Annotated in this window: 25 protein-coding genes and 1 tRNA gene; 14 read left to right on the plus strand and 12 right to left on the minus strand. The window is 64.5% G+C overall.

Features of this window, described 5'->3' with window-relative positions; all coding sequences use genetic code 11:
* Positions 1–9: 9 nt before the first annotated feature.
* A complete protein-coding gene (locus tag LB538_RS26740) occupies positions 10–2,421 on the minus strand; it encodes a glucan 1,4-alpha-glucosidase (RefSeq protein WP_224531913.1) in 2,412 nt (803 codons plus the stop codon).
* Between the two features lie 183 nt (positions 2,422–2,604).
* On the opposite strand from LB538_RS26740, the gene LB538_RS26745 reads away from it, so the two are divergent.
* The 4 genes from LB538_RS26745 to LB538_RS26760 are packed head-to-tail and all read left to right on the plus strand — an operon-like array spanning position 2,605 to position 7,061.
* Entirely contained in the window at positions 2,605–3,621 is a 1,017-nt protein-coding gene (locus LB538_RS26745) for an ABC transporter substrate-binding protein (RefSeq protein ID WP_095769596.1), read from the plus strand.
* Between the two features lie 46 nt (positions 3,622–3,667).
* Positions 3,668–5,131 carry a sugar ABC transporter ATP-binding protein gene (locus LB538_RS26750; RefSeq protein ID WP_224531915.1) on the plus strand — a complete coding sequence of 488 codons (1,464 nt, stop codon included), beginning with the start codon at positions 3,668–3,670 and terminating at the stop codon, positions 5,129–5,131.
* A 1-nt stretch (position 5,132) separates the two neighbouring features.
* Positions 5,133–6,110 (plus strand): ABC transporter permease, encoded by a 978-nt coding sequence (locus LB538_RS26755; protein ID WP_224531917.1) that lies wholly within the window; start codon positions 5,133–5,135, stop codon positions 6,108–6,110.
* 3 nt (positions 6,111–6,113) lie between these two features.
* Positions 6,114–7,061: an ABC transporter permease gene (locus tag LB538_RS26760; RefSeq protein ID WP_224531919.1), complete on the plus strand. Its 948-nt coding sequence runs from the start codon at positions 6,114–6,116 to the stop codon at positions 7,059–7,061.
* 2 nt (positions 7,062–7,063) lie between these two features.
* Here LB538_RS26760 and ppa read toward each other — a convergent pair whose 3' ends face one another.
* The 5 genes from ppa to LB538_RS26785 form a co-directional block, all read right to left on the minus strand.
* The gene (gene ppa, locus LB538_RS26765) at positions 7,064–7,597 is read right to left on the minus strand and encodes an inorganic diphosphatase (protein ID WP_095769600.1); all 534 of its coding nucleotides are present in this window, start codon (positions 7,595–7,597) and stop codon (positions 7,064–7,066) included.
* Positions 7,598–7,719: 122 nt separating this feature from the next.
* The gene (locus LB538_RS26770) at positions 7,720–8,229 is read right to left on the minus strand and encodes a GNAT family N-acetyltransferase (RefSeq protein WP_040991512.1); all 510 of its coding nucleotides are present in this window, start codon (positions 8,227–8,229) and stop codon (positions 7,720–7,722) included.
* 426 nt (positions 8,230–8,655) lie between these two features.
* Positions 8,656–9,294: a TPM domain-containing protein gene (locus tag LB538_RS26775; protein WP_224531930.1), complete on the minus strand. Its 639-nt coding sequence runs from the start codon at positions 9,292–9,294 to the stop codon at positions 8,656–8,658.
* Positions 9,295–9,300: 6 nt separating this feature from the next.
* A complete protein-coding gene (locus tag LB538_RS26780; RefSeq protein ID WP_263482571.1) occupies positions 9,301–10,140 on the minus strand; it encodes a TPM domain-containing protein in 840 nt (279 codons plus the stop codon).
* Positions 10,141–10,302: 162 nt separating this feature from the next.
* Positions 10,303–10,950 carry a LemA family protein gene (locus LB538_RS26785; RefSeq protein WP_224531931.1) on the minus strand — a complete coding sequence of 216 codons (648 nt, stop codon included), beginning with the start codon at positions 10,948–10,950 and terminating at the stop codon, positions 10,303–10,305.
* 243 nt (positions 10,951–11,193) lie between these two features.
* Here LB538_RS26785 and LB538_RS26790 point away from each other — a divergent pair, with 243 nt between their 5' ends.
* The 6 genes from LB538_RS26790 to LB538_RS26815 all read left to right on the plus strand — a co-directional run bounded on the left by LB538_RS26790 (position 11,194) and on the right by LB538_RS26815 (position 16,455).
* On the plus strand, positions 11,194–11,445 hold the full coding sequence (locus LB538_RS26790; RefSeq protein ID WP_224531933.1) for a hypothetical protein: 252 nt from the start codon (positions 11,194–11,196) through the stop codon (positions 11,443–11,445).
* Positions 11,446–11,457: 12 nt separating this feature from the next.
* Entirely contained in the window at positions 11,458–12,342 is an 885-nt protein-coding gene (pdxY, locus tag LB538_RS26795; protein WP_224531934.1) for a pyridoxal kinase PdxY, read from the plus strand.
* Positions 12,339–13,091 carry a DUF429 domain-containing protein gene (locus LB538_RS26800; RefSeq protein ID WP_224531935.1) on the plus strand — a complete coding sequence of 251 codons (753 nt, stop codon included), beginning with the start codon at positions 12,339–12,341 and terminating at the stop codon, positions 13,089–13,091. The genes pdxY and LB538_RS26800 overlap by 4 nt, the downstream gene beginning before the upstream one ends.
* A 164-nt stretch (positions 13,092–13,255) precedes the next feature.
* Positions 13,256–13,897, plus strand: coding sequence for a carbonic anhydrase (locus LB538_RS26805; protein WP_095769607.1), 642 nt, complete (start codon positions 13,256–13,258; stop codon positions 13,895–13,897).
* A gap of 54 nt (positions 13,898–13,951) precedes the next feature.
* Positions 13,952–14,323, plus strand: a complete 372-nt coding sequence (locus LB538_RS26810) for a nuclear transport factor 2 family protein (protein ID WP_224531938.1) — start codon at positions 13,952–13,954, stop codon at positions 14,321–14,323.
* 77 nt (positions 14,324–14,400) lie between these two features.
* A complete protein-coding gene (locus LB538_RS26815) occupies positions 14,401–16,455 on the plus strand; it encodes a M3 family metallopeptidase (RefSeq protein WP_224531940.1) in 2,055 nt (684 codons plus the stop codon).
* Between the two features lie 109 nt (positions 16,456–16,564).
* Here the strand turns inward: LB538_RS26815 and LB538_RS26820 are convergent, their stop codons facing one another.
* The 4 genes from LB538_RS26820 to LB538_RS26835 all read right to left on the minus strand — a co-directional run bounded on the left by LB538_RS26820 (position 16,565) and on the right by LB538_RS26835 (position 21,513).
* Positions 16,565–18,085 carry a M81 family metallopeptidase gene (locus LB538_RS26820; RefSeq protein WP_224531944.1) on the minus strand — a complete coding sequence of 507 codons (1,521 nt, stop codon included), beginning with the start codon at positions 18,083–18,085 and terminating at the stop codon, positions 16,565–16,567.
* Positions 18,086–18,166: 81 nt separating this feature from the next.
* On the minus strand, positions 18,167–18,991 hold the full coding sequence (locus tag LB538_RS26825) for a carbohydrate ABC transporter permease (RefSeq protein ID WP_140846456.1): 825 nt from the start codon (positions 18,989–18,991) through the stop codon (positions 18,167–18,169).
* The gene (locus tag LB538_RS26830) at positions 18,988–19,857 is read right to left on the minus strand and encodes a carbohydrate ABC transporter permease (RefSeq protein ID WP_224531947.1); all 870 of its coding nucleotides are present in this window, start codon (positions 19,855–19,857) and stop codon (positions 18,988–18,990) included. The genes LB538_RS26825 and LB538_RS26830 overlap by 4 nt, the downstream gene beginning before the upstream one ends.
* Before the next feature lie 423 nt (positions 19,858–20,280).
* The gene (locus tag LB538_RS26835; RefSeq protein ID WP_224531949.1) at positions 20,281–21,513 is read right to left on the minus strand and encodes an ABC transporter substrate-binding protein; all 1,233 of its coding nucleotides are present in this window, start codon (positions 21,511–21,513) and stop codon (positions 20,281–20,283) included.
* A gap of 171 nt (positions 21,514–21,684) precedes the next feature.
* Here LB538_RS26835 and LB538_RS26840 point away from each other — a divergent pair, with 171 nt between their 5' ends.
* Genes LB538_RS26840 through LB538_RS26850 form a run of 3 tightly spaced genes read left to right on the plus strand, consistent with a single transcriptional unit; the run spans position 21,685 to position 24,416 of the window.
* The gene (locus LB538_RS26840) at positions 21,685–22,455 is read left to right on the plus strand and encodes an SDR family NAD(P)-dependent oxidoreductase (RefSeq protein ID WP_224531951.1); all 771 of its coding nucleotides are present in this window, start codon (positions 21,685–21,687) and stop codon (positions 22,453–22,455) included.
* Between the two features lie 2 nt (positions 22,456–22,457).
* Positions 22,458–23,525: an ABC transporter ATP-binding protein gene (locus tag LB538_RS26845; protein ID WP_224531953.1), complete on the plus strand. Its 1,068-nt coding sequence runs from the start codon at positions 22,458–22,460 to the stop codon at positions 23,523–23,525.
* Between the two features lie 9 nt (positions 23,526–23,534).
* Complete coding sequence (locus tag LB538_RS26850; protein WP_095770045.1) at positions 23,535–24,416, plus strand: MurR/RpiR family transcriptional regulator; 882 nt, start codon at positions 23,535–23,537, stop codon at positions 24,414–24,416.
* A 392-nt stretch (positions 24,417–24,808) separates the two neighbouring features.
* Here the strand turns inward: LB538_RS26850 and LB538_RS26855 are convergent, their stop codons facing one another.
* Together LB538_RS26855 and LB538_RS26860 are read right to left on the minus strand one after the other, a co-directional pair.
* Positions 24,809–25,132, minus strand: a complete 324-nt coding sequence (locus tag LB538_RS26855) for a DUF167 family protein (protein WP_224531955.1) — start codon at positions 25,130–25,132, stop codon at positions 24,809–24,811.
* Positions 25,132–25,431, minus strand: coding sequence for a YggT family protein (locus LB538_RS26860; protein WP_135888880.1), 300 nt, complete (start codon positions 25,429–25,431; stop codon positions 25,132–25,134). Before LB538_RS26860 ends, LB538_RS26855 begins: the two co-directional genes overlap by 1 nt.
* Before the next feature lie 165 nt (positions 25,432–25,596).
* Here LB538_RS26860 and LB538_RS26865 point away from each other — a divergent pair.
* Positions 25,597–25,672: transfer RNA gene (locus LB538_RS26865), tRNA-Ala, on the plus strand.
* Positions 25,673–25,825: the final 153 nt, after the last annotated feature.

Here is a 25,825-nt window from a genome sequence, read left to right on the forward strand (position 1 = left end):
CCTGCTGGATCACGATTGGGCGCCAATGCCGACGCTGAAGTCGACATTCTCCCAACGCATCGCCCCGGGCCAGAAAAAAGTGAAGACGATGGTGGTTCCCGGCTGCAGGCGGTTGACGGGCAAATCCACCAGGTGAATGCCGAACGCATTCTCGGTTGTCTTACTGTCCTGCACGGTCAGCCATTTGTCGCTGCTCCAATGGACGACCCCGGGCGCCGACAATTCAACGCGCAGCGCCTTGCCGGCCGGAATGGAGCGGATCTTGTGGTTGAAGCGCCAGATCCTAAGCGGCGAGACCGTCTGGCCCTTGATATAACGTTCGACGCCTTGCGGCGGCAGGTCGAAGACGGCGCCGTCGCGCAGCGAGCGCAACAGCTTGATGTGCTCTGCATGCGCCCAGACCAGCGGCATGGCGCTGCCCGAAGGGGCGCCCAGCCGCAATTCGCGGTCTGGCATGTCGGGGCGATCCCAGACCTGCTCCGGCAGGAAGCCGCCGACGCCGGCCGAACGTTCGAAAGTCTCAAGGAGCTGCGCCGCCCTGTCCCCGCGGCCGGCTGCCAGCTCGTAATGGGCGCGCTCGCCGGCGAGCAGCGGCCACGGCCGCCCCCGGCCGGTGCCGTCGAAAGGTGAGCCGTCCTCGTGCTCGCCATAGCCGTCGCCGGTATAGCGGTACCAGAGCGGCCCCTGCGGCAGGTCGCAGCGCAGCTCGGCGTCGATGGCCTTGACGGTGTCGACGATGCGCGGGTCGTCCGCGGCCCTCAGGCCGAAGCGGACCAGCGCCAGCGCATCCGGGCTGATGATCGCCTCGGCGGGCTTGTCGGTGTCGCCCGGCGGCCGGTTCTTGATCGGGACGAAGCCTTCCTTCGGAGACGCGGCGCCGCCATTGTCGGGCGGCGCGATGCGGACATAATATCCGTCGGTTCCCGCCTTGGCGCCTGCCTGCGTACCGGTCACATAGGTCCAGCGCTCGACCTGGTCGTTCCAGCAATCGGCGGTCTCGCGCAGATAGTTTGCCGGCTCATTCTTGCCACAGGTTTCCAGCATGTCGGCCGCGGCGAGCAGGCCCGCTATTTCCACGGCCAGCGTGAACGGGCTGTAGCCGGCATCCTCTTCCCAGCGATCCTGGCCGGTGACCGGGCCGTTGCGCACGACATAGGCGGCCGCGTTCTCGATCATGCCCAAGAAGTCGGCGAGCTTCGCCTTCGGCAGATGGCCGGCACGGCGCAAGGCATCGGCGAGCAGCAGCGGAAAGGCGCATTCATCCATCTGGATGCCGGGCCAATAGGCGGTGCCGTCGGACCAGCAATTTTGCGGCCAATGGCCGTCCGGCTGCTGGATCGAACGCAGATAGGCGAGGATCTGCAGCGCCTGCCTGCCGTCGCCGGCCGCCAGGAAGCCACCCGCCGTCTCGACCAAGTCGCGCGGCCAGATGAGGTGATAGCCGCCGAGGTCATCGTCGCCTTTGTTGAAACCCCAGGGGATCGACAGGCTGGCGACCGCGGCGCCGGGTCTGGCTACCGACAGATGCGTTGCCAGCACCGCGGTGCTGGCGCGGTAGGTGTTCAGACCGGAGGCGGTGTGGCGGTCGAGTTTTTCCAATCCTGCCTGAAATGTCCGCCAGTTCTCGACATAGATCTTCGCGGCCGGCTCGAAACCCTGTTGCAGGCTGGCCAAGGCAAGATCCGCTGCTTCTTCCGGCGAGGCGCCGAAGCCGAGCGCCAGCAAGGCGACCGTCCCGCCGGCCGAAAGGCCGATCTCGCCGGTCAGCGCGACATTGCCGTTTTCGGCTGCATGACAGGAAGTATCGAGCGCGCCGTTGTCGTGCAGTTGCTGCCAGCCGTCGGAAAAGCCGACATAACCGGCCGAGCAGGCGCCCCAGGGCAAAGAGGAGGCGAGCGCGAGCGACACGCCGCGCCCTGTGGCGAAGAGAAGACGCTGCCCCTTGTGCTCGCCGATCCAGGCCGTATTGCCCATGCCGGCATTGACGAGGTGCGGCGCAAGCAGCGCGTAGACGCGATAATCAGCCAGCGAGCCCTTGATCGCGCTGAAATGCACTTCCTGCAGCAGCACAGGTCGTTTCGAATCCGTAACGATGCGCTTGTCGATCCGGTAAGCGCCGTCGGAGGCGATGTTGGTCAGCCGGTAGCCAGGCACCCCATCCTCGAAAGGGTGGACGGTGTGGGCCGCATCGCGCTTCTCTTCGGAAAAATAACCGCCGGGGCCGGTGACGATCAGCCCCAGGTCGCGCGTGCAGGCGCTGTCGAGGTGCGGATAATAGATTTCATTCAGGATGCCGTGGCTGGTGGTGAACCAGAGCGGGCTTTTTGCCGAAAGCGCGGTTCCGACGCCACTCTTGGCACTTGACGTCCAGCGCGCCGGAATTCCGGGCGCGCCTTTAGCAACGGTCGGCGTCACTGCCATGCACTGGCCTCCTGCCGCGTTCCTAGACCAGGAGTCGCCGTCTTTTCAATCGTCGCACCGCAAGTTGATCGAGCAGTGCCAATGCTTTGCAGTTGACAGCTTGCGGTTCCTCTGCATTTGTCTGACAATAGATAAAAAACAGAGAATTCGCGTTTAGTAGCAGCAACCTCGGGAGGAACCGACATGAAGAAACTGCTCGTATTGAGTGCATTTGCGGCGATGCTCGCCTCGGGCACCGCGCTTGCCGACACCAGCGGCAAGAAGATCGCCTTCTCCAACAATTATGCCGGCAATTCGTGGCGCCAGGCGATGCTCGACAGCTATGCGATCGTCACCAAGAAGGCGGTCGAGGACAAGGTGGTCGCGGCAGCGGATGTCTTCACCACCGCCGACAAGGAAGTGCCGACTCAGGCCGCCCAGGTGCAGAACCTGATCCTGCAGGGCTATGACGCCATCGTCATCAACGCCGCGTCGCCCGATGCGCTGAACGGCGCCATCAAGCAGGCCTGCGATGCCGGTATCGTCGTCGTCTCCTTCGACGGCATCGTGACCGAGCCTTGCGCCTACCGCGTCGTCGTTGACTTCAAGGACATGGGCAAGCAGGAAGTCGAGCAGATGGCCAAATTCCAGCCCAAGGGCGGCAATCTGCTGGAAATCCGCGGTCTCGCCGGCACCTCGATCGACGATGCCATCCATGCCGGCATCCTCGAAGGCGTCGCCGCCCATCCCGAGTTCAAGATCGTCGGTTCGGTGACGGGCGACTGGGACCAGACGACGGCGCAGAAGGCGGTGGCGACCATCCTGCCGTCGTTGCCGGATGTCGTCGGCATCGTCGACCAGGGCGGCGACGGCTATGGCGCCGCGCAGGCCTTCGCCGCGGCCGGCAAGCCACGCCCGACCATCATCATGGGCAACCGGCAGGACGAGCTGAAGTGGTGGAAGGAGCAGAAGGAGAAGGACGGCTACAAGACCTGGTCGGCCTCGATCGCGCCCGGCGTGTCGACGCTGGCCTTCTGGGTGGCGCAGCAGGTGCTCGACGGCCGCAAGGACATCCCGCATGACCTCCTGGTGCCCTATCTCGCCTTCACCCAGGACGATTTCGAGGCCGCGCTGCCGAAGATCAAGGAAGGCGGCGTCGCCACGCACGAATACACGCAGGAAGAAGCTATCGCGGCGATCAAGGCCAACATCAAGCAATAGCGGTGGGCACATTGCGGTCCGCATCGCCAACCGGATAAAGTTGAGGATGCTTCAGGCTATTGCGGATATCGTCAGGCTCAACGGCGCCGAAAAGCATTTCGGCGCCGTTCGGGCGCTTAACGGCGTCGACTTCCATGTCGGCGCCGGCGAATGCGTCGGGCTGGTCGGGCATAACGGCGCCGGCAAGTCGACGCTCATGCACATGGTGGCCGGCACGCTGCGGCCGGATGGCGGGCAGATCGCCGTGCGCGGCAATCAGGAAGCGAGCTATTCGGTGGCGCGCGCGCTGGAACTTGGCATACGCTGCGTCTTCCAGGAGCTGTCGCTCTGCCCCAATCTCAGCGTCGCCGAGAATACCCGTATCAATCACCCCGCGCTCACCGGTTTCGGCTGGCGGCGCCGGGCCGCCGACCTCATCCGCGCCAAGCTGGACGAGATCTTCCCGGACCACGGCATTTCGGCGGACGACATCGCCGGCGACCTTTCGATCGGGCGGCGCCAGATGGTCGAGGTGGCGCGCGCCTTCACGCTGACCCGCGAGCCGCTACATCTGGTCATCCTCGACGAGCCGACCTCGTCGCTCGACGCGCATACGGCGGGCCAATTGCTTTCATTCGTGCGCCGCTTCGTGGCGGCCGGAGGCAGCTGCATCCTGATCTCGCATGTGCTGGGCGAGGTGCTGCAGAACGCCGACCGCATCGTGGTGATGCGCGACGGCAAGGTGGTCGCGGCCGACGCCGCGAGCGCGTTCGACCGCGACAGGCTGGTCGCGGCCATGGGCGGCGCCGAGGGACATCACAAAGCCGCCGCCGAGGCCCGCAAGACCGAGCCAGGAGCGCTCAGGGTGCGGGCACGCCCGGCCAGGCAGCAGGACGGCAAGGAGCTTGTCGCGCGCGCAGGCGAGATCATCGGTCTTGCGGGACTTGCCGGCCACGGCCAGACGGATCTTTTGCTGGCGATCTTCTCGGCCGCCGCCCGCGCCAGGACCGGCATCGAGGTCACCGCGCCGGTGGCGCTGGTCGCCGGCGACCGCCAGTCGGACGGCATCTTTTCGCAATGGTCGATCGCGCAGAATATCGGCATCCGCTCGCTGGCGCGGCTGCGCAACGGGCTGCTGATCTCGCCGCAGCGCGAGGCCGAGCTTGCCGAATTCTGGAAAAAGAAGATCGGTATCCGCACGCCGGACATGAACAACAACATCTATTCGCTGTCGGGAGGCAACCAGCAGAAGGCGCTGTTTGCCCGCGCGCTCGGCTCCGACGCAGAGATCGTGCTGATGGACGACCCGATGCGCGGCGTCGATATCGGCACCAAGCTGGAAGTCTACGACCTGGTGCGCGAGGAGGCCGCCAAGGGCCGGACCTTCCTCTGGTACACGACCGAGACCGAGGAGCTCGACAATTGCGACCATGTCTATGTTTTCAAGAATGGCCGCATCGTCGCCAATCTGCGGCGCGACGAGCTGACGGAGGAAAAGATCATCCAGTCCTCGTTCGGCGATGCGGCCTGAGATGACGGCGATCGCTCCCGGCACCGTTCCGAAAGCCTCGCCGCGCGGCAGCGCCGCCCGGGCGCGCATGCTGCGCGGCCTTTTGCCGGCTTTGTCGCTGGCGCTGGTGCTGATTGCGATTGCCTGGCTCAACCCGCGCGCCATCAGCTATTTCGGCTTCAATCTGATGCTCAACCTGGCGATCCCGATCGCGCTGGCGACGATCGCTCAGATGTTCGTCATCGCCGGCAACGAGCTCGACCTGTCGATAGGGACGTTCGTCGGCTTCGTCGGCTGCGTCACCGCGACATGGCTGCGGGACGCGCCGCTCCTCGGCATTCTCGTGCTCATGGGCTCGATCGGCGTCTATGCATTGCTCGGCGCGCTGATCCACCTGCGCAATTTGCCTTCAATCGTGGTGACGCTCGGCATGAGCTTCGTCTGGCAGGGGCTTGCGATCCTGATCCTCCCCAAGCCCGGCGGCAAGGCGCCGGACTGGCTGCTGTCGATCCTGTCGTTCAAGCCGCCCTACATTCCGTTCCCGATCCTTGCCGCGCTGCTGATCGCCGCGGTCGTGCATTTCGGCCTGATGCGCACGTCCTACGGCGTCATCCTGCGCGGCTCAGGCGGCAATGCCGCGGCGCTGAGGCGCGCCGGCTGGTCGCTGCTCAAGACCAAGGTCGTGCTGTTCGCGTTGACCGGCCTGTTCGGCGTTCTGTCCGGCATGGCGCTGATCGGCATCACCACGTCGGCCGACGCCAATATCGGCAATGGCTATACGCTGCTCTCGATCGCCGGCGTCATCCTCGGCGGCGGCGAGTTCGTCGGCGGCCGGGTGTCGCCGATCGGCGCCGTCCTCGGCGCGCTGACGCTGGCCTTGGCCGCCTCGCCGCTCTTGACCTTCATGCACATCCCGCCCGACTGGCAGGTGGCCGCCAACGGAGCGATCCTGATCATCGTCCTGGCGGCGCGGGTGCTGATCAGCCGCAGGGAGCGGTGAGCGATGACCTCGGTGCGGACGCTGCTTGAAAAGCCCTGGATCTGGTCCTTCGTCGGCGCGGTCGTCGTCTGGCTGGCAACGATTGCCTTCACCGGCGGCTACGGCGCCGGCGGCATGGTCACGGCAGCGCTGTCGCTCGCCGTCTTCACCGTCATCGTCGGCGTCGGCCAGATGTTCGTTATCACGCTGGGACCCGGCAATGTCGACCTGTCGCTGCCATCCAATATCGGGCTGGCAAGCGCGGTCGCCATGAAGGTGATGGGCGGCAGCGACGCCATGATCCTCGTCGGTCTGCTTGCCGCACTTGCCTGCGGCGCCGCGATCGGCGCGATCAACTATCTATTGATCTGGGCGCTGCGCATCCCGCCGATCATCGCGACGCTGTCGGCGAGCTTCATCATCCAGTCGGTCGACATCAGCTACGGCCGCGGCCTGCAGATCAAGCCGCCGCCGGGCTTTGCCGACTTCACCAACTGGCAGGTGCTGGGCATTCCGGTGCTGGCGATGCTGACGGTCGTCTTCACCATCGGCGCCGCGCTGGCGCTGCAGCGCATGATCTACGGCCGCTCGGTGCTGGCGATCGGCCAGAACATCCGCGCCGCATGGCTCGCCGGCGTCCATGTCGGCCGCATCCGCTTCCTCACCTACACGCTGTGCGGCGCGCTGGGCGGCATCGACGGGGCGCTGCTTGCCGGCTATTTCCGCGGCGCCAATGTCGATATCGGCAACGAATACCTGCTCGCCTCGATCGCGGTCGTGGTCATCGGCGGCACCTCGGTCGCCGGCGGCAAGGCCAATGTGCCGGGCGTCTGGGGCGCCGGCCTGTTCCTGGTGCTCCTGCTCACCATGCTCAACACGTTCGGCGTCAGCGCCGGCGTGCGGCTGGTGCTGACCGGGCTGATCATCGTCGGGGTGATCACGGCGGCCGGCGGCGAGAAGGCCGTTCGGTAGTCTTATTTGGCTGTCTTGGCCCGCGCGATCGCGTCGACGATCATCTTCTTGGCATATTTGGAATCGTGCCAGCCCTCGATCTTGACCCATTTGCCGGGCTCGAGATCCTTGTAGTGCTCGAAGAAGTGCTGCACCTGCTGGCGCGTGATCTCGGGCAGATGCGTATATTCGGTGACGTTCTCGTAGCGCAGCGTCAGCTTGGGCGAGGGAACGGCGATCACCTTCTCGTCCTGGCCGGCATTGTCTTCCATGATCAAGACGCCGATCGGCCGTACATTGATGACGCAGCCCGGCACCAGCGCCCGGGTGTTGCAGACCAGAACGTCGATCGGGTCGCCGTCGCCCGACAGCGTGTGCGGCACGAAGCCGTAATTGCCGGGATAGCGCATCGAGGTGTGCAGGAAGCGGTCGACGAACAGGGTGCCGGCCTCCTTGTCCATTTCGTATTTGATCGGCTCGCCGCCGATCGGCACCTCGATGATGACGTTGACGTCCTCAGGCGGGTTCTTTCCTGTGGGCACGGCTTCGATACGCATGGCTAAATCCCTCTCTCGATTGCAAGACCGATAGCGGGCGAAACGTCATGGTGCAATGCGGCGAATGGCACTGAACGCCAATGGAAGCGCACAGTTTGTGATGGATTGTAACCTAGGCGACGTCAGTCATTCCAGACGAAAGCCACTTTCTTGAGCGCCTTCTGCTCGAAGACCTCGACGCCTTCGGCGATATCGCGGCCGCCATTGCCGGCGTAGAAGGCCAAGGCGTTGTGATTGTCCTCCAGCGCCCAGACCACGAGGCCGCGCAGGCCGTGGTCGGCGAGCCGGGCCTTGGCCGCCTTGAACAGCCGGCTGCCGAGCCCGATGCCCTGATATTCCGGACGAAGATAGAGCTCGTAGATCTCACCCTGCTGCCTGAGCTCGCGGGCGCGGTTCTTGCCGATCGTGGCGTAGCCGGCGACCGTTCCGCCGATCTCGACCACCAGCACGGTGGCGGCGCGGCGAATCGCGTTGGCCCACCAGTCGACGCCGCGACGGTTGATCATCGAAGTCAACGTGCGGTGCGGGATGATGCCCGAATAGGCGCCGCGCCAGGCTTGCTGGTGCACCTCGGCGATGGCGCTCGCGTCGCGCGGCTCTGCCTTCCGGATGTCGATCGTCAGCGTGTTCATGATTGGTTAACCATAAACCCGCCTCGCCCGATTGCAAAGAGTCCGCCAACACGCCTCCTCGCTTTCGCACAGGCGAAAGGTGGGTGCGCCGACGAGGCGTTCATTTCCGTAAAATCAGCGCAAACGCCGGAGATTGGCTGAAGCCGCCCAACCTCGTCATTCTATGGCGGAGCAAGGAGCGAAGCGACGCGGCGCAGACCCTAGAAATCCATGCCGTGACCTTAAGGCGTTGCCACGGCGCAGAATTCTGCTCCGTTGCACGCTGTGGCGAAGGTAACGGCATGGATTCTAGGGTCTTCGCGACGGAGCTCCGCTCCTGCTCCGGCCTAGAATGACGATCGCGATGGGCGTTTCGGCCAATCTCCAAGGCGTGTCGCCTGCCGACGCAACAGAGCCGACCGGTCAAGATCCCAATACGGGAACTAGTCAGATTTCGACGAGATGATCGTCGAGTTCGTTGGCGTCGCCTTCGGTGACCGGGAAATGCTCGGCGAGCACCGCGCCAACCGTGCCGATAGCCTTGACGAAGCCGTCGGCCAGCCGGTCGTCGCCGGCATGTCTGGTCAGATCGCCCACCACGCCGTCCCAGACATGCTGGCCGACCTTGGCGTCGATACCGGAATCGGCGACGACCTCGGCATAGCGCTCGGCAACGGAGACGAAGATGAGCACGCCGGTGCGCGCGCTCGTGCGGTGGACGTTGCGGGCCAGGAACTGCTTTATCGCATTGGCGTGCGCCGCCTGATAGCGCAGCCTTCTCGGCACGAAATGAATGCGCAAGGTGGGCAGGAACCAGAGCAAAACGAGCGCCGAGGTCAGCGCCAGCGCTTGCGCCAGCACGAAATGCGGCAGCCGTATGGACAGCCACCATGCCTCCAGCCCATAGGCGACGGCAAGGCTGGCGACGAACACGCCGATCGTCGTCGTGAACGCGGCCGGAAAGAAGTAGCCGTCGCTGGCCCGAGCGACGACGCAGTAGATCTCGCCGTCGGTCTTCAACTCGGCGGCGCGGATCGCCTCGGCGATGCGGTCATGGTCCTCGGCGCTGATCGGTCGCGTTGCCATGATGCCTCACCAGCTTCCCGAAGAGCCGCCGCCGCCGGACGAGCCGCCGCCGCCGGAAAACCCGCCACCGCCGCCGCCCGAGGACCAGCCACCGCCCCCGGACGACCAGCCGCCCGAGGAAGAGCGCCGGTTCTGATCGAAAGTCATGCCCAGCCAGCGATAGCGGCCCGGTCCGATCTTCTGGCCGAAGATCGGCGGCAGCACCGTCATCGCGATGCCGCCAAAGAAGATCAGCGCCCAGATGGTGATGAAGATGGCGAAGAACAGGTCGTCTGAATTGAACGGCGCCTGCTCGTTGCGCTTGCCGCGCGCTTCCAGCTCCTCCGGATTGCCCTCCAGGACCATGATCATGTCGTCGACGGCCTTGGTGATGCCGCCGGAGAAATCGCCGGCGCGGAAGGCCGGCACCATGTCGTTCTCGATGATCAGCTTGGTGTGCAGGTCGGTCAGCGTGCCTTCCAGCCCGTAGCCGACCTCGATGCGCATCTTGCGGTCGTTGGGCGCGACCAAGAGCAGCACGCCGTTATTTTCCTTGGCCTGGCCGAGCTTCCAGAAGCGGAACAGCCGGTTGGCGTAAGGCTCGATCTCCTCGCCGCCGAGGCTGGGTATGGTGGCGACGACGATCTGGTCGGAGCCTTTTGTCTCGAAGTCGGCGAGTTTTTGCGTGAGGGACGCGCGCGTGCCGGCATCGATGATGCCGGCATTGTCGACGACGCGGCCGGTGAGAGCGGGCAGGTCGGCGGCGAGGGCGGCGAGGGGGAGGAGGAGACAAAAAAGCAAGCCAAGAAAGGCGATGCCGGCGTTCTGTCGCGCCCCCCTCTGTCCTGCCGGACATCTCCCCCTCAAGGGGGGAGATTGGCAGTTTCGACAACCTCGCCCTTTCTTCCACGCTGAAGATTGGCGAAGGCCGGCGTGATGTCCAATCTCCCCCCAAGAGGGGGAGATGTCCGGCAGGACAGAGGGGGGCGCGAAGGAACGCAAAGCTGACAGGCTCGATTAAATCGCCGCTCACCCGCCCTGCTTGGTGGTGCTCGTGCCGAAATCGACCTTCGGCACCTGCATTTTGTCTTCCTCGACGGTGAAGTTCGCAAACGGTTCGTTGCCGCGGAACCAAAAGGTCGCCCACAGCACGGATGGGAAGGTCTTCAGCGTCAGATTATAGTCCCTGACCGCCTGGATGTAGTCACGCCGCGCCACCGCGATGCGGTTCTCCGTGCCTTCGAGCTGCGCTTGCAGCGCGAGAAAATTCTGGTTCGCCTTGAGGTCGGGATAGGCTTCCGACACCGCGATCAGCCGCGACAGCGCGCTGGTCAGCCCGGCCTGCGCATCCTGGAACTTCTTCAGCGCCTCGGGATCCTTGAGTGTATCCGGCGTCACGGTGATCTGCGTTGCCTTGGCGCGCGCCTGAACGACCGCGTCGAGCGTATCCTTTTCATGCGAGGCATAGCCCTTCACCGTCTCGACCAGATTCGGGATCAGGTCGGAACGACGCTGATACTGGTTGAGCACCTCGCTCCAGGCCGCATGCGCGTTCTCTTCCGCGGTCGGGATGGTGTTGTAGCCGCAGCCGGCAAGCAGCGGCAGCACGAAAGCCATCATCAGGAAGGCGGCAAGGCTGCGGAAGGGGGAAGGTGGTGAGAGGCGCTCGACAATCATGATTGGTCCCTCGACAGAAGTTGCGCGCGAAGCATTACCACAATCCACGCGTAAGAAAATGTCCGGCCGATGACGCCTGCTCCGGCTCGGGCGCGAGCCCCTGTGAATAGTCGAGCGAACAGGATTTCATCGTCTTGTCTGACGCCATTCCGGTCCGGAAGGCTACGGCGAAGTCGCCGAGTCTAAACGCTTCGCACTTTTCCTGGAATTGCTCTAAGGTCCGGGCAGGAAAGGGCAATTGCCATGGCCGAGCGCCGGGATGACGAGACCGAATCGCGCCGCATCCTCGAACGCGTGGCGCGCGAGACGGCGCCGGGCGGCGCGTCGTTCATCGTCCGCACGGCGAAGGATGCGCGCGACCGCGTGACCGCCGCCGACACCGACCGCACCGATCCCATCGAATATTGGGGAACCCGCATTGGCCGAACGCTCGGCTTCCTCATTGCCATTGGGCTATTGGCCTGGCTGGTGTATGCCGCAACGCGTGGCGGCTAGGAACAGATTTCCATGAGTGCAGAAAAAGTCGACGCGCCGCGCGCGGTCATCGTCATCTCCAGCCATGTCGCCCGCGGCTCGGTCGGCAACCGCGCCGCCGTCTTCGCGCTGGAGACGCTGGGCTTCCCGGTCTGGGCGGTGCCGACCGTCATCCTGCCCTGGCATCCGGGCCACAGCCGGGCCACGCGCATCGTGCCGCCGCTCGATCAGTTCAAGGCGCTGATGGCCGATCTCGAGCGCGCGCCCTGGTTGGGCGAGGTGCGGGCCGTGCTGTCGGGCTATCTCGGCGAGGCCGGCCAGGCCGACGCAGTCGCCTCGCTGGTCGCCGCCGTCAAGGAAAAGACGCCGAACGCGCTTTACATCTGCGATCCGGTGATGGGCGATTCGGGCGGGCTCTATGTGCCCGAGCCGACGGCGGCCGCCATGCGCGACAAATTGATGCCGATCGCGGATATCGCCACGCCCAACCGCTATGAGCTGGAATGGATGGCGGGCGCGCCGCTGCCCGACATCAAGGCGGTGACGGCGGCGGCGCTTCACGCCGGCCCTTCGACCATGCTGGTGACCTCGGCGCCCGCGATGATGGCGGGCGGCACCGGCAATTTCCTGCTCGACGGCAGCCAGGCGCTGCTTGCCGAGCACCGCGTGATCGAGAAGCCGCCAAACGGGCTGGGCGACCTGACGGCCGCCGTCTATCTGGCGCGCGTTCTCTCTGGCCAGCCGCCGGTCAAGGCGCTGCAATCGACCACCGCCGCCGTCTACGAGATTCTGGCTCGCACGGCGAAGCGAGGCGGCGACGAGCTGCAGCTCGAAACCGACGCGCAGAGCCTGTCGCACCCCATGGCCATGGTGCAGTTGCGCCATCTCCTGCATCCGGGGCGGGACAAGCGGGCGTGAAGCTCGCAGGCGTCGACGGCTGCAAGGCCGGCTGGATCGCCGTCCACCGCGAAGCGGACGCCGCGCCGTCGGTCTCGGTCTTCCCGAGCTTCCAGGCGCTGCTCGACGCGCTGCCGGATGCAACGATCGCCGTCGACATGCCGATCGGCCTGCCGGATTTTTCGCGCAAGGGAGGTCGCGGGCCGGAAGCGCTGGTGCGGCCGCTGCTCGGGGCGCGGCAATCCAGCGTGTTCGCCATCCCCTCGCGGGCGGCGCTCTATGCCGATACCAGCGGCTTCACCACGATCGAGGCCTGGTATGCGGCGCATCAGCTGGCAAGCGCGACGGCATTGGCAACGTCGGATCCGCCGCGCGGCGTTTCCATCCAGGCCTTCGGCATCTTTGCCAAAATCCGCGAGATCGATCAGCTGTTGATCTCGCGGCCCGATTTGCGTGGCCGCATCTTCGAATCGCATCCGGAAGTGGCGTTCTGCCGGCTGAACGGCGGCACGGCGATGGCCTTGCCGAAGAAGATCAAGGGAGCGGTCAACCCGGCCGGCATGGAGGAGCGCAAGGCGCTGCTTTGCCGGCGTGGCTACAGGAAAGCCTTTCTCGACCAGGCGCCACCACGCGGCGCGGCGAGCGACGACTTCCTCGACGCGGCGGCGATGATGCTGATTGCCGGGCGTATCGCCGGCGGCGAGGCAAAACCTTCTCCAGATCCGCCATTGACCGATCGTTTCGGGATTCAGGTTGCCATCTGGGCCTGACGAAGCCATGAATGCCGCATCGCGATTGCGACGGGCTCATCCGCAATTCGGCATTGCTCGCGACCGACTTTTGCCGCTAGAGGCTTTCCCAGACTTCAGGCAGACATCGCTCGAACACCGACATTCGTGCCGCATCCAACCCGGAAAGGGCCCAGACGCCGCCCATGCCTCACCTCCCTGAGCACCTCCTCGCCGGCTATCGCAACTTCATGGCCGGCCGCTATCCCTCGGAAAGCGACCGCTATCGCTCTCTGGCGCGCGAAGGCCAGGCGCCGGAAACGATGATCGTCGCCTGCTGCGATTCCCGCTCAGCCCCGGAGGCGATCTTCGACGCCGGGCCGGGCGAGCTCTTCGTGCTGCGCAATGTCGCCAATCTGGTGCCGCCCTATGAGCCGGACGGCGAATATCACTCGACATCGGCCGCGCTCGAATTCGCCGTGCAGAGCCTGAAGGTGAGGAACATCGTGGTGATGGGCCACGGCCGCTGCGGCGGCATCCGTGCCGCGCTCGACACCAATTCCTCGCCCCTGTCGCCCGGCGACTTCATCGGCAAATGGATGAGCCTGATCGCGCCGGCCGCCGAGACCGTGGCCTCCAGTACCATGATGACGGCGACCGAGCGTCAGACGGCGCTGGAGCGTATTTCAGTCCGCTATTCGATCGCCAATCTCAGGACCTTTCCCTGCGTCTCGATCCTCGAAGGCAAGGGCAAGCTCTCGCTCTACGGCGCATGGTTCGACATCTCGACCGGGGAGCTGTGGGTGATGAACAAGGAAACCGGCGATTTCGAGCGGCCTGAGTTGTGAGGAGGGATAATGCACCGGAGCCGGTGGAGGTTCTTTCTCGCGGCGGCGCTGTTCATGTCCACGGTCGCCCGCGCCAGCGCCGATGACGGCGCCATCATCGATCGCTGGTATTCGGCGCTGCTGGCCGCCGACAGGACCGAATTGTCCGAATTGCTTGCCGACGACGTGCGCATGAAGCTGGACGACATCGGCGTCGTGCAGACCAAGCAGGATTTCATCGCCTCGATCGACGAATGGCAGGGCGCGGTGACGGGCGCCGCGATCCGTCATCGCATTGAAAAGAGCGAGAATGGCGAGACCACGGTGCTCGCCTGCTACGACTTCCCCAGCAACGACATGCTGATGCGCGAGACTTTTACCATCGCTGGCGGGCGCATCGTCGTCAGCACGCAGACGGCGGTGGCGCAGGATTGCAGCGGCTATTGAACTCCGCCGTGTTGCGCGGTGTGGGACGTCGCCCTACATCGGAGGCACCCGCCTCCATCCACTCACCGGAATCGCTCATGTCATCTTCCAAAACCGTCGATCTCGCCGCCCATCCGCTGACCGTCTGGCAAGGGCCGCTAGGCCTGCCGGATTTCTCGCGAATCGGCGACAATGATTTCGGGCCGGTCTTCGACGCGGCGCTGGCGGCGCATCAGGCCGAGATCGACGCGATCGCCGGCAACAGCGAGATGCCGACCGTCGAGAACACGCTTGCCGCGCTCGAGCTTGCCGGCGAGGCGCTCGACCGTGTCTCGTCGATCTTCTGGTGCCGCGCCGGCGCTCATACCAACGACACGATCCAGGCGATGGAGCGCGAGGTTTCGCCAAAGATGTCGCGGCATTTCTCGGCGATCTCGATGAACGAAAAACTGTTTGCCCGCATCGACGATCTCTACCAGCGGCGCGACAGCCTCAAGCTTGATGCCGAAACGCTGCGTGTCCTGGAAAAGACCTGGAAGGGCTTTGTCCGTTCGGGCGCCAAGCTCGATGCCGACGGCAAGAAGCGGCTCGCGGCAATCAACGAGGAACTCTCCTCGCTCGGCACCAAATTCGGCCAGAACGTGCTCGCCGACGAGCGCGACTGGGCGCTGTTCCTCGACGAGGCCGACCTTGCCGGCCTGCCGGACTTTTTGAAGAGCGCGATGGCGGAAGCGGCCGAGATGCGCGGCCAGAAGGGCCGCTATGCGGTGACGCTGTCGCGATCGATCTACGAGCCGTTCTCGACCTTCTCGGAGCGCCGCGACCTGCGCGAGATCGCGTTCGAAGCCTTCATCATGCGCGGCCAGAATGGCGGCGCCTTCGACAACTCCGATGTGGTGCGCGACATGCTGAAGCTGCGCGCCGAGAAGGCGAAGCTGCTGGGCTACGATTCTTTCGCGGCCCTGAAGCTCGACGACACGATGGCAAAGACGCCGAAGGCCGTGCACGAACTGCTCGATCCGGTTTGGGAAAAAGCGCTGGAGAAGGCCGCGGCCGATCAGAAGGAGCTGGAGCGGCTGGCGGCGGAAGCTGGCAGCAACGAAAAGTTCGCAGCCTGGGACTGGCGCTTCTACCAGGAGAAGCTGCGTGCCGAGAAATTCGCCTTTGATGAGGCGGAGCTGAAGCCTTACCTGCAGCTCGAACGTGTCATCGGAGCCTGCTTCGATGTGGCGACACGCCTGTTCGGCATTACCTTCGAGGAAAAGAAGGGCATTACAGCCTGGCATCCCGATGCGCGTGTTTTCGTGGTGAAGAATGCGGACGGCAGCGAACGCGGCCTGTTCCTCGCCGATTATTTCGCGCGGCCCTCAAAACGCTCCGGCGCCTGGATGAGCGCGCTGCGGTCGGGCTATAAGCTTGGCCCGGGCGCCAAGCCGGTGATCTACAACATCATGAATTTCGCCAAGCCGCCGGCCGGCGAGGCGGCGCTTCTGTCGGTCGACGAGGCGAAGACGCTGTTCCACGAGTTCGGCCATGCGCTGCACGGGATGCTGACCGACGTCACCTGGCCGTCGGTCTCCGGCACTTCGGTCAGCCGCGACTTCGTCGAACTGCCCTCGCAGCTCTATGAGCACTGGCTGACGGTGCCGGCGGTGCTGGAAAAGCATGCGCTGCACGTCAAGACGGGCAAGCCGATGCCGAAGGCGTTGCTCGACAAGATGCTCGCCGCTCGCACCTTCGGCGCCGGTTTCGCCACGGTCGAGTTCACCGCTTCGGCGCTGATCGACATGGCCTATCATGCGCGACCTGACGCGCCGGCGGAGCCGCTTCGATACGAGGCTGAAACGCTGGCGAAGCTGCATATGCCCGACACGATCGCGATGCGCCACCGCACCCCGCATTTCGGCCATGTCTTCGCCGGCGACGGATATTCAGCCGGCTATTATTCCTACATGTGGTCGGAAGTGCTCGACGCCGACGCCTTCTCGGCTTTCGAGGAGACGGGTGACGCCTTCAATCCGGAACTCGCCGAGCGGCTTCGGAAGAACATCTATGCCGCCGGCGGCTCGAAGGATCCGGAGGAGCTTTACACGGCATTCCGGGGGAAAATGCCGTCGCCTGAGGCGATGATGGTGAAGCGGGGGCTGGTGTAGCGCCTTTTTCCTTCTCCCCCTGTGGGAGAAGGTGGATCGGCGCGCAAGCGCCGAGACGGATGAGGGGTGTTCCAGGGAACGCCAGCGCCTCACTCCGCTGGAACACCCCTCATCCGGCCGCTTCGCGGCCACCTTCTCCCACAAGGGGAGAAGGGGAAGCGCGCCAAGGATCAGCCACTCTCGGCCAGATCGGCCGCGTCAGCTTGGTATAATCCGTCACCGCCGGATTGCTCGGGTAGGAACTCGGCGCGGCGACATAGATGATCTCGGCGGCGATCGGCGCGAAGCCGGCGTAGAAATGGTTCGTCGATTTGATCAGCAGGACATCCTTCGACAACGGATCGATGCCGATGTTGGAAAAGATATCGGGCTCGAAGGTCTGGGTGCGGTTGGTGTTCAAGATGACGTCGACCTCGGTGCCTTCGATGCGCACCACCGCCGATGGCCCCAGCGTCACGCGGCTCGGCCCGAAGCTCTGCCAACCTTCGTTGGTTGTCTTCAGCACCCTGACGCGGGCATCGATCGGCTCGCCGGCCTGGGGGCCGGCCTTGCCGCCGAAGCGCAGGTCGATAACCGCGCCTTCGCCGGCCGCATGGCAGAAGGTCACGGCGATCGGGTCCCAGATCGTCGCCACGCCGACCTTGGTCACACCACGCGAAAGCAGCTCGCGCAGCACAATGGTGCCGTCGCCCGGCACGCCGCCGCCCGGATTGTCCCAGATGTCGGCGATCACGACGGGTTTGTCCTTGCGCTCGGCGCGCACGGCTAGTGCCTGCTCGATGCCGGCGGATGCTGACAGCATCGTCATGGCGGTCTTCTCGCGCAGGTCATAGAGCTCGCGCCCGAGCGTCTCGGCGAGCCTGTCGCCCTTTGCCTTGTCATTGTCGGTCACGACCAGGATGCGCGTGCCCATTTCGGGCACGTCGGCCGCCATGAAGCCGTGGATGACCGAGACCGACAGCACGCCGTCCTTGCCATGCAGCGCCTTGATCTTGTCAACGAATGAACGCATCGGCTCGCGGCTGGTCGGCAGCACCTGGATCATGTGGCAGTCGAAGGTCGAGATCACCGGCTTGATCTCGCCGCGCGCCGCGGCAAGGCCGAGCTCGACGACATGCTCGCCGCGCTCGTAGAAATCGGTGTGCGGGAATTCGAGGAAATAGGCCATGATGTCGCAAGCTGCGACGCGTTTCGGCGTCAAATGGCTGTGCGGATCGAACTCCGAGGCAATCACCACTTTCGGCCCGACGATGGCGCGCACGCGCTCCAGGAGATCGCCTTCGCAATCGTCATAGCCTTGCGCCACCATGGCGCCATGCAATCCCAGGATCACCGCATCGACCGGCAAGGCGGCCTTGAGCTGATCGAGGATCTCGTCGCGCAGCGCTTCATAGGTCTGCCGTTGCACCAGGCCGCCGGGCTCGGCCCAGGTGGCAGTGCCTTCGATGACGGTCAGCCCTTCCTTCGCGGCGCGCTTGCGCAGCGCCACGATCGGCGAGGAGCAGAGCGTCGGCGTCTCCGGATGTTTTCCGGGGCCGGCATAGAAGGCCATCTCGAAGGAAGCCCGGTCGGTCGGCACCGGCGAGAAGGTGTTGGTTTCCGTCGCCAGCGAGGCGGTGAAGATGCGCATGAAGGCTCCGTGATGACCTTTTGTTTTTCGCAATTCCGGACGGAAAACCGCTGCGCACTTTTCCTGGAATTGCGGGGATAGCTATTTGACCGCCCCGAGCGCTAATCCGCGCACGAGATAGCGCTGCAGCCAGATGAAGAGGATCGCCACCGGCAGTGTCGCCAGCAACGTGGCCGCCATGACATGGTGCCATTCGATCGTATAGCGGCCGGCGACCAGCGAGAAAACCTGGATCGGCAGCGTGTAGCTTTCCTGGCTGCGCAGCATGGTGAGCGCCACGACGAACTCGTTCCAGGCGTTGATGAAGGTGAAGATCGCCGTCACCGCGATCGCCGGCAGGCAGAGCGGCAGGAACACTTTACGCAGGGTGAGCCAGCGCCCGGCGCCTTCCATCCAGGCGGCCTCCTCGAGGTCGCGCGGGATTGTGTCGAAATAGCTCTGCAGCATCCAGACCGTGAAGGCGACGTTGAAGGCCATGTAGATGAAGCCGAGCGCGGTGGTGCTCTCCACCAGGCCCCAGGCCGCCATCAGCCGGAACAGGCCAAGCACCAGCACGATCGGCGATATCATCTGCGAGATCAAAAGGAACTGGCGAAAGGCGCCATAGCCGCCGAAGCGGAAGCGCGACATGGCGTAGGCGGCCGGCACCGAGATCAGGATCGCGCCGATTGTCGCCAGCGCCGAGACATAGAGCGAGTTGAGCAGCGCCTGGCCGAAGCCGGTTGCTACCCACATGTCGGCGAAATTCGACCAGCGGAACTCGCTCGGCCACCAGGTGGGCGTCAGCACCTCCGTGCGCGGCTTGACGGCGGTGAGAAACATCACGGCGAAGGGGAAGATCGTCACCGCGACCAACGGTGCAAGCAGCAGCCAGGCGATGATGGTGCGTTTCATCTTGCTGTTCATGCCCGCTGCTCCCGCATGGCGAGGCGCACATAGATCATGGTGAAGACGAGCAGGATCGCGAACATCACCAGCGACACGGCGGAAGCCTCGCCCAGCCTGCCGATGCGGAAGGCGAGCTTGTAGAGATGGGTCACCAATATGTCGGTCGAGTTCGCCGGCCCCCCTTGTGTCATCACCCAGATGATCGGGAAGGAGTTGAAGACATAGATGGTGTTGAGCACGATCGCGATGTTGATGAACGGCTTCAGGAGCGGAAAGGTGATCTCGCGGAACTGCTGCAAGGGCGTCGCGCCCTCGAGTGCTGCCGCCTCATAGAGATCGTCGGGGATCGAGGACAGGCCGCCGAGGAAGATCGTGGTGGTGAACGGTACCGTCACCAATATGCCGATCAGCACCTGCATCGGGAAGGCGGTTTCGGCGCTGGCCAGCCACTGGATGTTCTGGCTGATCAGGCCGAGCTTCATCAGCGCCGAATTCAGCATGCCACTCTCGCCGTTGAGCGCCCAGCGCCAGACCACCGCGGTCATGGTCAGCGACACCGCCCAGGGCAGCATGATGATGACGCGGGCGAGGCCGCGGCCGTAGAAGTCCGTATTGAGGATGATCGCCACCGGGATCGACAAAAGCAGCGCGCCGCCGACGACCAGCACCGTCCACAACGCGGTGCGCCAGAGCGCGGCGACAAAATCGGGATCGGCGGCGAGCGCCGCGAAATTGGCGAGACCGCTGAACTCGCGCAACTGACCGAAGCGGTTGACGTCATGCGTCGAGATCTGGATCAGGTCCCAGACCGGCCAGAAGATCACCACCGCCGCCAGGAATAGGCTGGGCAGCGTCAGCAGATAGGGCAGGAAACGATTTTGCATCGGCTGGTTTGTATCGCGTTGCGCGGCTTCGAGGGGGTGCCAATTCTCATCTGTCTTGCCAGGCGCTCAGTTTCGAATTCCTTCCAGGCGCCGCCCCTCACCTGTCTGCCTGTCCTCCGCGGCAGTTGCGGAAGAGCCCCTTCCTCTCCCCCGTCGATCGGGGGAGAGGTGTCGAGCGAAGCTCGACGGAGTGGGGGTCGACCCTTGGCGCAAGGCAGGCGATGCTTGCGCCGAGTGCCCTTCGTATGTCCGTTCGCGGCGGTTGCCAGGTGGTTCCCCCACTCCGTCTCGGCTTCGCCGAGCCACCTCTCCCCCCTCCGGAGGGAGAGGAAGGAGGCTGGCTGGGGCGGCGCCGACGTAGGTTCCCAAAGGTGTGGCGCGCTCCGACGGGTGGAGCGCGCCACGGGCGCAGGGAGATACGCCCTATTTCTTCTTCAGGACGGCGTTGGCCTTGTCGGCGGCCTCCTTCAGGGCCGCTTCCGGCGTGGCGCTGCCGAGATAGATCTTCTGCATGGCGTCCGACGTGATCTGGGCGATCTCTTCCCAGCCCGGGATGACCGGCGCGAAGCGGGCGTCGGGCAGAAGCGCGGTGAAGGCGGCGAGGTCGGCGTTGTTGACGTAATATTCCATCTTCGCCTCTTCCTTGTTCACCGGCAGGAAGCCCTCGCCTTGCGTGAACTTGGCGCGCTGCTCCTTGGTGAACAGGAAGTCGAGCAGCTTCCAGGCCTCGTCCTTATTCTTGGAGTTCTTGAACATGATGATGGAGTCTGTGACGCCATAGGTGCCGCGCGCACCGGTCGGTCCGGCGGGGATGGCGGCGACGCCGTATTTCAGCTTCGGCGCCTCTTCCTTGATCTGGTTGGACAGGAAGGGCGCAGTGATCATCATGCCGACCTTGCCCTGCTTGAACAGGTTCTGCACGTCCTCACGGTTGTTGGAGGTGACACCCGGTTCCGTCAGGCCCTCGTCGATCATCGACTTGTAGAGCTTGGCGGCCTCGAGCGCGCCCGGCGTGCTCAAGCCGGATGTACCGTCCTTGTTGAGGATCTCGGTGCCGAAGGACCACATCGCATAGTAGTAATAGACGTCGGTTTCGATCTCCTTGCCTTGCAGGCCGTAGCCGAAGGCGCCTTGAGCCTTGATCTTGCGCGCGTCCTCCTGCAGTTCGGCCCAGGTGGCCGGCGGCTTGGCGATGCCTGCCTTCTCGAACAGCTCCTTGTTGTAATACATGGCGCGGGCCGAAGCCGCGATCGGCAGGCCGTAGGTGTGGCCGTCCATGATCGAGGGCTGCAGGAAGGTGTCGATGAAGCGGTCCTTGAACTCCGGCTTGATGTAGCTGTCGAGCGGCTCGGCGACACCCTGCTGCACGAAATCGATCAGCCAGCGCGTGCCGATGATCGAAAGATCGGCATTGGTGCCGGCGGTGATGTCGGTGGTGAGCTTCTGCAGGAGCACGTCCCAGGGCACCACTTCATACTTGATGGTGATGCCGGGATTGGCCGCCTCGAACTCCTTCTTGACCTCCTCGAAATAGGGGCCGGTCTTGGCGCTGTACTCGGCGACGGTGACGCGCACCTCGCCGGCACCGGCAGGTGCCGCAAAAGCCAGCATGCTCATTCCGGCCAACAGGCCGACAGTCCATTTCGCAAGGCTCATCTGCTCTCTCCCATTGATGCGCATTCGCGCCTGGCCTAGAGGCACAGGATTTATGTTACTTTCCTACATTATCGAGGGTTATGCCCAATGCAAGCAGTTTATCATGTTGCTAAATTACATTTTGTTGGATAGCGTTCCGTCGCTGTCTGGCACGGCGGAGGAGCGCGCATCGTGGTATCAAAGGCCGATTTCGAGGGCAGAACCGTTGTCGTCACCGGCGCCGGCGGCGGCCTCGGTTCGGCGATCGTCGAGCTCATAGCCGAGCGCGGCGCGCGCGTCGTCGGCTGCGACCAGTCGGTGGAAGCTCTGGCCAGCCCGCATATCGCGTCGCGCCATGTCTTCAACCTGCTCGACCGGGCCTCGATCGAAGCGGCGATACCCGCGCTGCTCGACAAGGACGGCGTTCCCGACATCCTGATCAACAATGCCGGCTGGACGCGCGCCGAGACCTTGAAGGCGCTGACGGCGGACAAGATCGAAGAGGAGCTCGGCCTCAATTTGACCGGCGTGATGACCTTCGCCGATCCGCTCATCAAGGCGATGTCCAAGCGCGGGTCGGGCAGCGTCGTCTTCATCTCCTCCGTCAACGCGATTTCGCATTTCGGCAATCCGGCCTATGCGGCGGCCAAGGCCGGCATCAACGCCTACGCCAAATCCATCGCCGTCGAGCTCGGCCGCAGCGGGTTGCGTGCCAATGTCGTCTGTCCGGGCTCGATCCGCACCGCCGCCTGGGACCATCGCCTGGCCAAGGACCCCGAGATCTTAGGCCGGCTGAAGCGGCTCTATCCGCTCGGCCGCATCGTCAACGCGTCGGAAGTGGCGGAGGCCGTCGCCTTCCTTGCCTCCGAGCGCGCTTCCGGCATAACAGGTGCCGTGGTGCCCGTGGACGCGGGACTGACAGCCGGCTACCTGCCTTTCATCGACGACATATTGGGAGCGTGACCATGACCGACGTCCAGTTCCGCAACCTGTCGAAATCCTATGGCCAGCACAAAATCCTCGAGGACATCGACCTCGACATCCGGACCGGCGAGTTCGTCGTGCTGGTCGGCCCGTCCGGCTGCGGCAAGTCCACTTTGCTGCGCATGCTGGCAGGGCTGGAGACGATCACCTCCGGCGACCTCGTCATCGGTGGCATGCGCGCCAATGACCTGCCGCCGCAGAAACGCAACATCGCCATGGTGTTTCAGTCCTACGCGCTGTTTCCGCATCTGAAGGCTTCGGAAAATATCGGCTTCGGCCCGAAGATCCGCGGCGAGAATCGCGCCGCGATCGATGACAAGGTCAAGAAGGCCTCGGGCGTGCTGAACCTCTTTTCCTATCTCGACCGCTATCCGAGGCAATTGTCCGGCGGCCAGCGCCAGCGCGTCGCCATGGGCCGCGCCATCGTGCGCGAGCCTTCGGTGTTCCTGTTCGACGAGCCGCTTTCAAATCTCGACGCGCAGCTGCGCGTGCAGATGCGCACCGAGATCAAGGCGCTGCACCAGCGGCTGAAATCGACCATCGTCTACGTTACCCACGACCAGATCGAGGCCATGACCATGGCCGACCGCATCGTGGTCATGGATCGCGGCCGCATCCAGCAGGTCGGGCAGCCGCTGGAGCTCTATGACCGGCCTGCCAACAAATTCGTCGCCGCCTTCATCGGCTCGCCTTCGATGAGCTTCGTCTCCGGCGCGCTGAAGACCGCCGGAGCCAAGTCCTGGTTCGAGACGACAGGCGGCGGCCGCCTGGCGCTCCCGGGCAAGGCTATGTCCGGCAGTGAGATGGTCGAGGCCGGCATCCGGCCCGAGCACTTCCTCGTCGGCGCCGGCGACGATGCCCTCGCCATCAAGGTCGACGTCGTCGAGCCGACCGGTTCGGAAACGCATGTCTATGGCTCGGTCGGCGACGACACGGTGCGCGCGGTGTTCCGCGACCGGCTGCAGGTGAAGCCCGGCGACCGGCTGCCGGTGAGCGTCGACCCGCGCAACATCCACCTCTTCGACAAGGCGACGGGCCTGCCGCTGTGAGATGATGACATGAAGACCCCGGCCGACATCATCACCCGCCTGCAATTGATATCGCAGGACGGCACCAAGTCGGACCGCCGGCTGGCCGGACTGGTGCTTTCCGATCTCGATTTCGCCTCGAAGGCCGCGATCTCGGAGATCGCCGCGCGCGTCGGCGTCAGCGAGCCGACCGTCACCCGCTTCTGCCGCAATCTCGGCTGCGAGGGCCTGCGCGATTTCAAATTCTACCTGGCGCAGGCGATCGCCATCGGCGGCCAGTATCTGTCGCCGGAGCCGCTCAGCCGCGACGCGCGCGAGCAGCGCATCGCCTCGGCGATCACCGAGGCGGCGATCGCCGCCATCCAGCGCGCCAGCGAAAATCTCGACATGACGACGGTGATGGACGTCGCCGCCCGGATTGCGAGCTCCGGCAATGTGCTGTGCATCGGCTCAGGCGGCATCTCCTCGATGATGGCGACCGAGATGCAGAACCGGCTGTTCCGGCTGGGCCTCTCGGCGCTCGCCCAGACCGACGGCCAGCTGCAGCGCATGTATGCCGCCGTCGCGACGCCCGAGACGACGCTGCTTGCCTTCTCCGTCTCGGGCTATGCGCGCTCGGTGATCGAGGCGGTCGAGGTTGCGCAGCAATATGGTGCGGCGACCGTTGCCATCACCGCGCCGGATTCGGCCCTGGCCAAGGTCGCCGACACGGTCATCCTTCTGCAGTCCGTCGAGGACGGCAACATCTACAAGCCGACCTCGTCGCGCTACGCACTGCTCGCCATCCTCGACATGATCGCCACCACGGTGGCGGAAGCGCGCGGGCCGAAAGTGCTGGAGAACCTGCGCCGCATCAAGCAGAGCGTGAACACGCTGAAGGTGGACGATCCGAAATTGCCGCTGGGCGATTGAGCGGTTGCAGCGGCTTGCGCCGCCGAAGTTGGCGATCCTTCGCGCCCCCTCTGCCCCCCGGGCATCTTCCCGATTGGCAGCTTCCGCGCCCCTCATGTAGCGCTGGTCGACCCCCACTCCGTCTCGGCTTCGCCGAGCCACCTCTCCCCCGATCGACGGGGTAGAGGAAAGGCGCCAAGCCTTTTGCCGTCAATGCTCGTCCAGCAACGCTCCGTTCCTTTCCCTCCGGAGGGGGGAAGGTGGCGCTGCGAAGCAGCGACGGATTGGGGGAACCACGTGGCAATCAAGCCTTGGCCTGATCAGTCGCGCCAGTCACAGAAGATGTGTGCATAGCGTAGCCAAGCGAGGGAGATGTCCGGCAGGACAGAGGGGGGCGCCGTCCCGCCTGCGTCTCAGATCTTCGATTGCTTAGAAAGAGCCTCGACGCTTTTCGCCAGCTCGGCCCCATCCCCCACGATCCGCAGCTTCTTCAGCCGCGATGTGCCGCCGGCGACCAGGGAAACGGCCGACACTGGAACACCCAGCGCCTTCGCCATCATCCGTTCCAGCGCTTGATTGGCGGCGCCGTTCTCCGGCACGGCGCGGACGCGGGCCTTAAGATGACTGCGCCCGTCGGCAGCGGTCTCGACGCCGTCGATCCGGTCGAGCGCCGCTTTCGGCGTAAGCCGCACGAAGAGGTCGATGCCGTTCTCGCCCTGCCGAAACGGCGTGCTCATCAGCCGCCGGTCACGACCCAGGACCAGACGGTGGTGACCAGGAACTGCCGGATGAAGAAGATGATCAGAAGCAGGATGATCGGCGAAATGTCGATGCCGCCGAGATCGGGCATGAAGCGGCGGATCGGGCGCAATGCCGGATCGGTCAGCCGGTAGAGCATGTTGCCCACGCTGCCGACGAACTGGTTGCGCGAATTGACGACATTGAAGGCGTAGAGCCAGGAAAAGATCGCCGAGGCGATGATGATCCACCAGTAGATATCAAGCGCCATGACGATGGTCTGAATAAGGGCGATCATGCCGGTCTCCAAATTGTCGCCGACATGTAGCCATTGCTTGGCGTGCGGGCAAGGCCCGCGGGCTTGACTGGTGGGCAAGGCCTACCAGTCAGCGTGCTCGTCGCCTGCCGGTCTTTCGCCTTGACATGAAACGGCCGCGACCGATACAAGCCGATCCGCTGGAACGGGGCTGTAGCTCAGCTGGGAGAGCGCATCGTTCGCAATGATGAGGTCAGGGGTTCGATCCCCCTCAGCTCCACCAGCCAGCATACGCATGTACTTCTCATCGGCTTTTGCCTCCTCGCTCAGCATTTTGTGACTGCCGGATTTCGGGCCGCGTGCTTGGAACCAATGGAGGGGCAAGAGGGTTCAGCTATACTTTTGAAGCTGATATTCCCCGGCCGGCTGGGTAAGC

Source organism: Mesorhizobium sp. Ca11 (genome assembly GCF_020165275.1).
Taxonomy (GTDB): Bacteria; Pseudomonadota; Alphaproteobacteria; order Rhizobiales; family Rhizobiaceae; genus Mesorhizobium.

Bases quoted from the DNA above. Each gene is read 5' to 3' on its own strand.
- ppa (WP_095769600.1), bottom strand. From the start codon at position 7,597: ATGCGTATCGAAGCCGTGCCCACAGGAAAGAACCCGCCTGAGGACGTC.
- LB538_RS26785 (WP_224531931.1), bottom strand. From the start codon at position 10,950: ATGATTGTCGAGCGCCTCTCACCACCTTCCCCCTTCCGCAGCCTTGCC.
- LB538_RS26830 (WP_224531947.1), bottom strand. From the start codon at position 19,857: ATGCAAAATCGTTTCCTGCCCTATCTGCTGACGCTGCCCAGCCTATTC.
- LB538_RS26770 (WP_040991512.1), bottom strand. From the start codon at position 8,229: ATGAACACGCTGACGATCGACATCCGGAAGGCAGAGCCGCGCGACGCG.
- LB538_RS26850 (WP_095770045.1), top strand. From the start codon at position 23,535: ATGAAGACCCCGGCCGACATCATCACCCGCCTGCAATTGATATCGCAG.
- LB538_RS26845 (WP_224531953.1), top strand. From the start codon at position 22,458: ATGACCGACGTCCAGTTCCGCAACCTGTCGAAATCCTATGGCCAGCAC.
- LB538_RS26825 (WP_140846456.1), bottom strand. From the start codon at position 18,991: ATGAACAGCAAGATGAAACGCACCATCATCGCCTGGCTGCTGCTTGCA.
- LB538_RS26815 (WP_224531940.1), top strand. From the start codon at position 14,401: ATGTCATCTTCCAAAACCGTCGATCTCGCCGCCCATCCGCTGACCGTC.
- LB538_RS26745 (WP_095769596.1), top strand. From the start codon at position 2,605: ATGAAGAAACTGCTCGTATTGAGTGCATTTGCGGCGATGCTCGCCTCG.
- LB538_RS26775 (WP_224531930.1), bottom strand. From the start codon at position 9,294: ATGGCAACGCGACCGATCAGCGCCGAGGACCATGACCGCATCGCCGAG.
- LB538_RS26790 (WP_224531933.1), top strand. From the start codon at position 11,194: ATGGCCGAGCGCCGGGATGACGAGACCGAATCGCGCCGCATCCTCGAA.
- LB538_RS26860 (WP_135888880.1), bottom strand. From the start codon at position 25,431: ATGATCGCCCTTATTCAGACCATCGTCATGGCGCTTGATATCTACTGG.
- LB538_RS26810 (WP_224531938.1), top strand. From the start codon at position 13,952: ATGTCCACGGTCGCCCGCGCCAGCGCCGATGACGGCGCCATCATCGAT.
- LB538_RS26820 (WP_224531944.1), bottom strand. From the start codon at position 18,085: ATGCGCATCTTCACCGCCTCGCTGGCGACGGAAACCAACACCTTCTCG.
- LB538_RS26835 (WP_224531949.1), bottom strand. From the start codon at position 21,513: ATGAGCCTTGCGAAATGGACTGTCGGCCTGTTGGCCGGAATGAGCATG.
- pdxY (WP_224531934.1), top strand. From the start codon at position 11,458: ATGAGTGCAGAAAAAGTCGACGCGCCGCGCGCGGTCATCGTCATCTCC.
- LB538_RS26760 (WP_224531919.1), top strand. From the start codon at position 6,114: ATGACCTCGGTGCGGACGCTGCTTGAAAAGCCCTGGATCTGGTCCTTC.
- LB538_RS26740 (WP_224531913.1), bottom strand. From the start codon at position 2,421: ATGGCAGTGACGCCGACCGTTGCTAAAGGCGCGCCCGGAATTCCGGCG.
- LB538_RS26805 (WP_095769607.1), top strand. From the start codon at position 13,256: ATGCCTCACCTCCCTGAGCACCTCCTCGCCGGCTATCGCAACTTCATG.
- LB538_RS26750 (WP_224531915.1), top strand. From the start codon at position 3,668: ATGCTTCAGGCTATTGCGGATATCGTCAGGCTCAACGGCGCCGAAAAG.
- LB538_RS26755 (WP_224531917.1), top strand. From the start codon at position 5,133: ATGACGGCGATCGCTCCCGGCACCGTTCCGAAAGCCTCGCCGCGCGGC.
- LB538_RS26855 (WP_224531955.1), bottom strand. From the start codon at position 25,132: ATGAGCACGCCGTTTCGGCAGGGCGAGAACGGCATCGACCTCTTCGTG.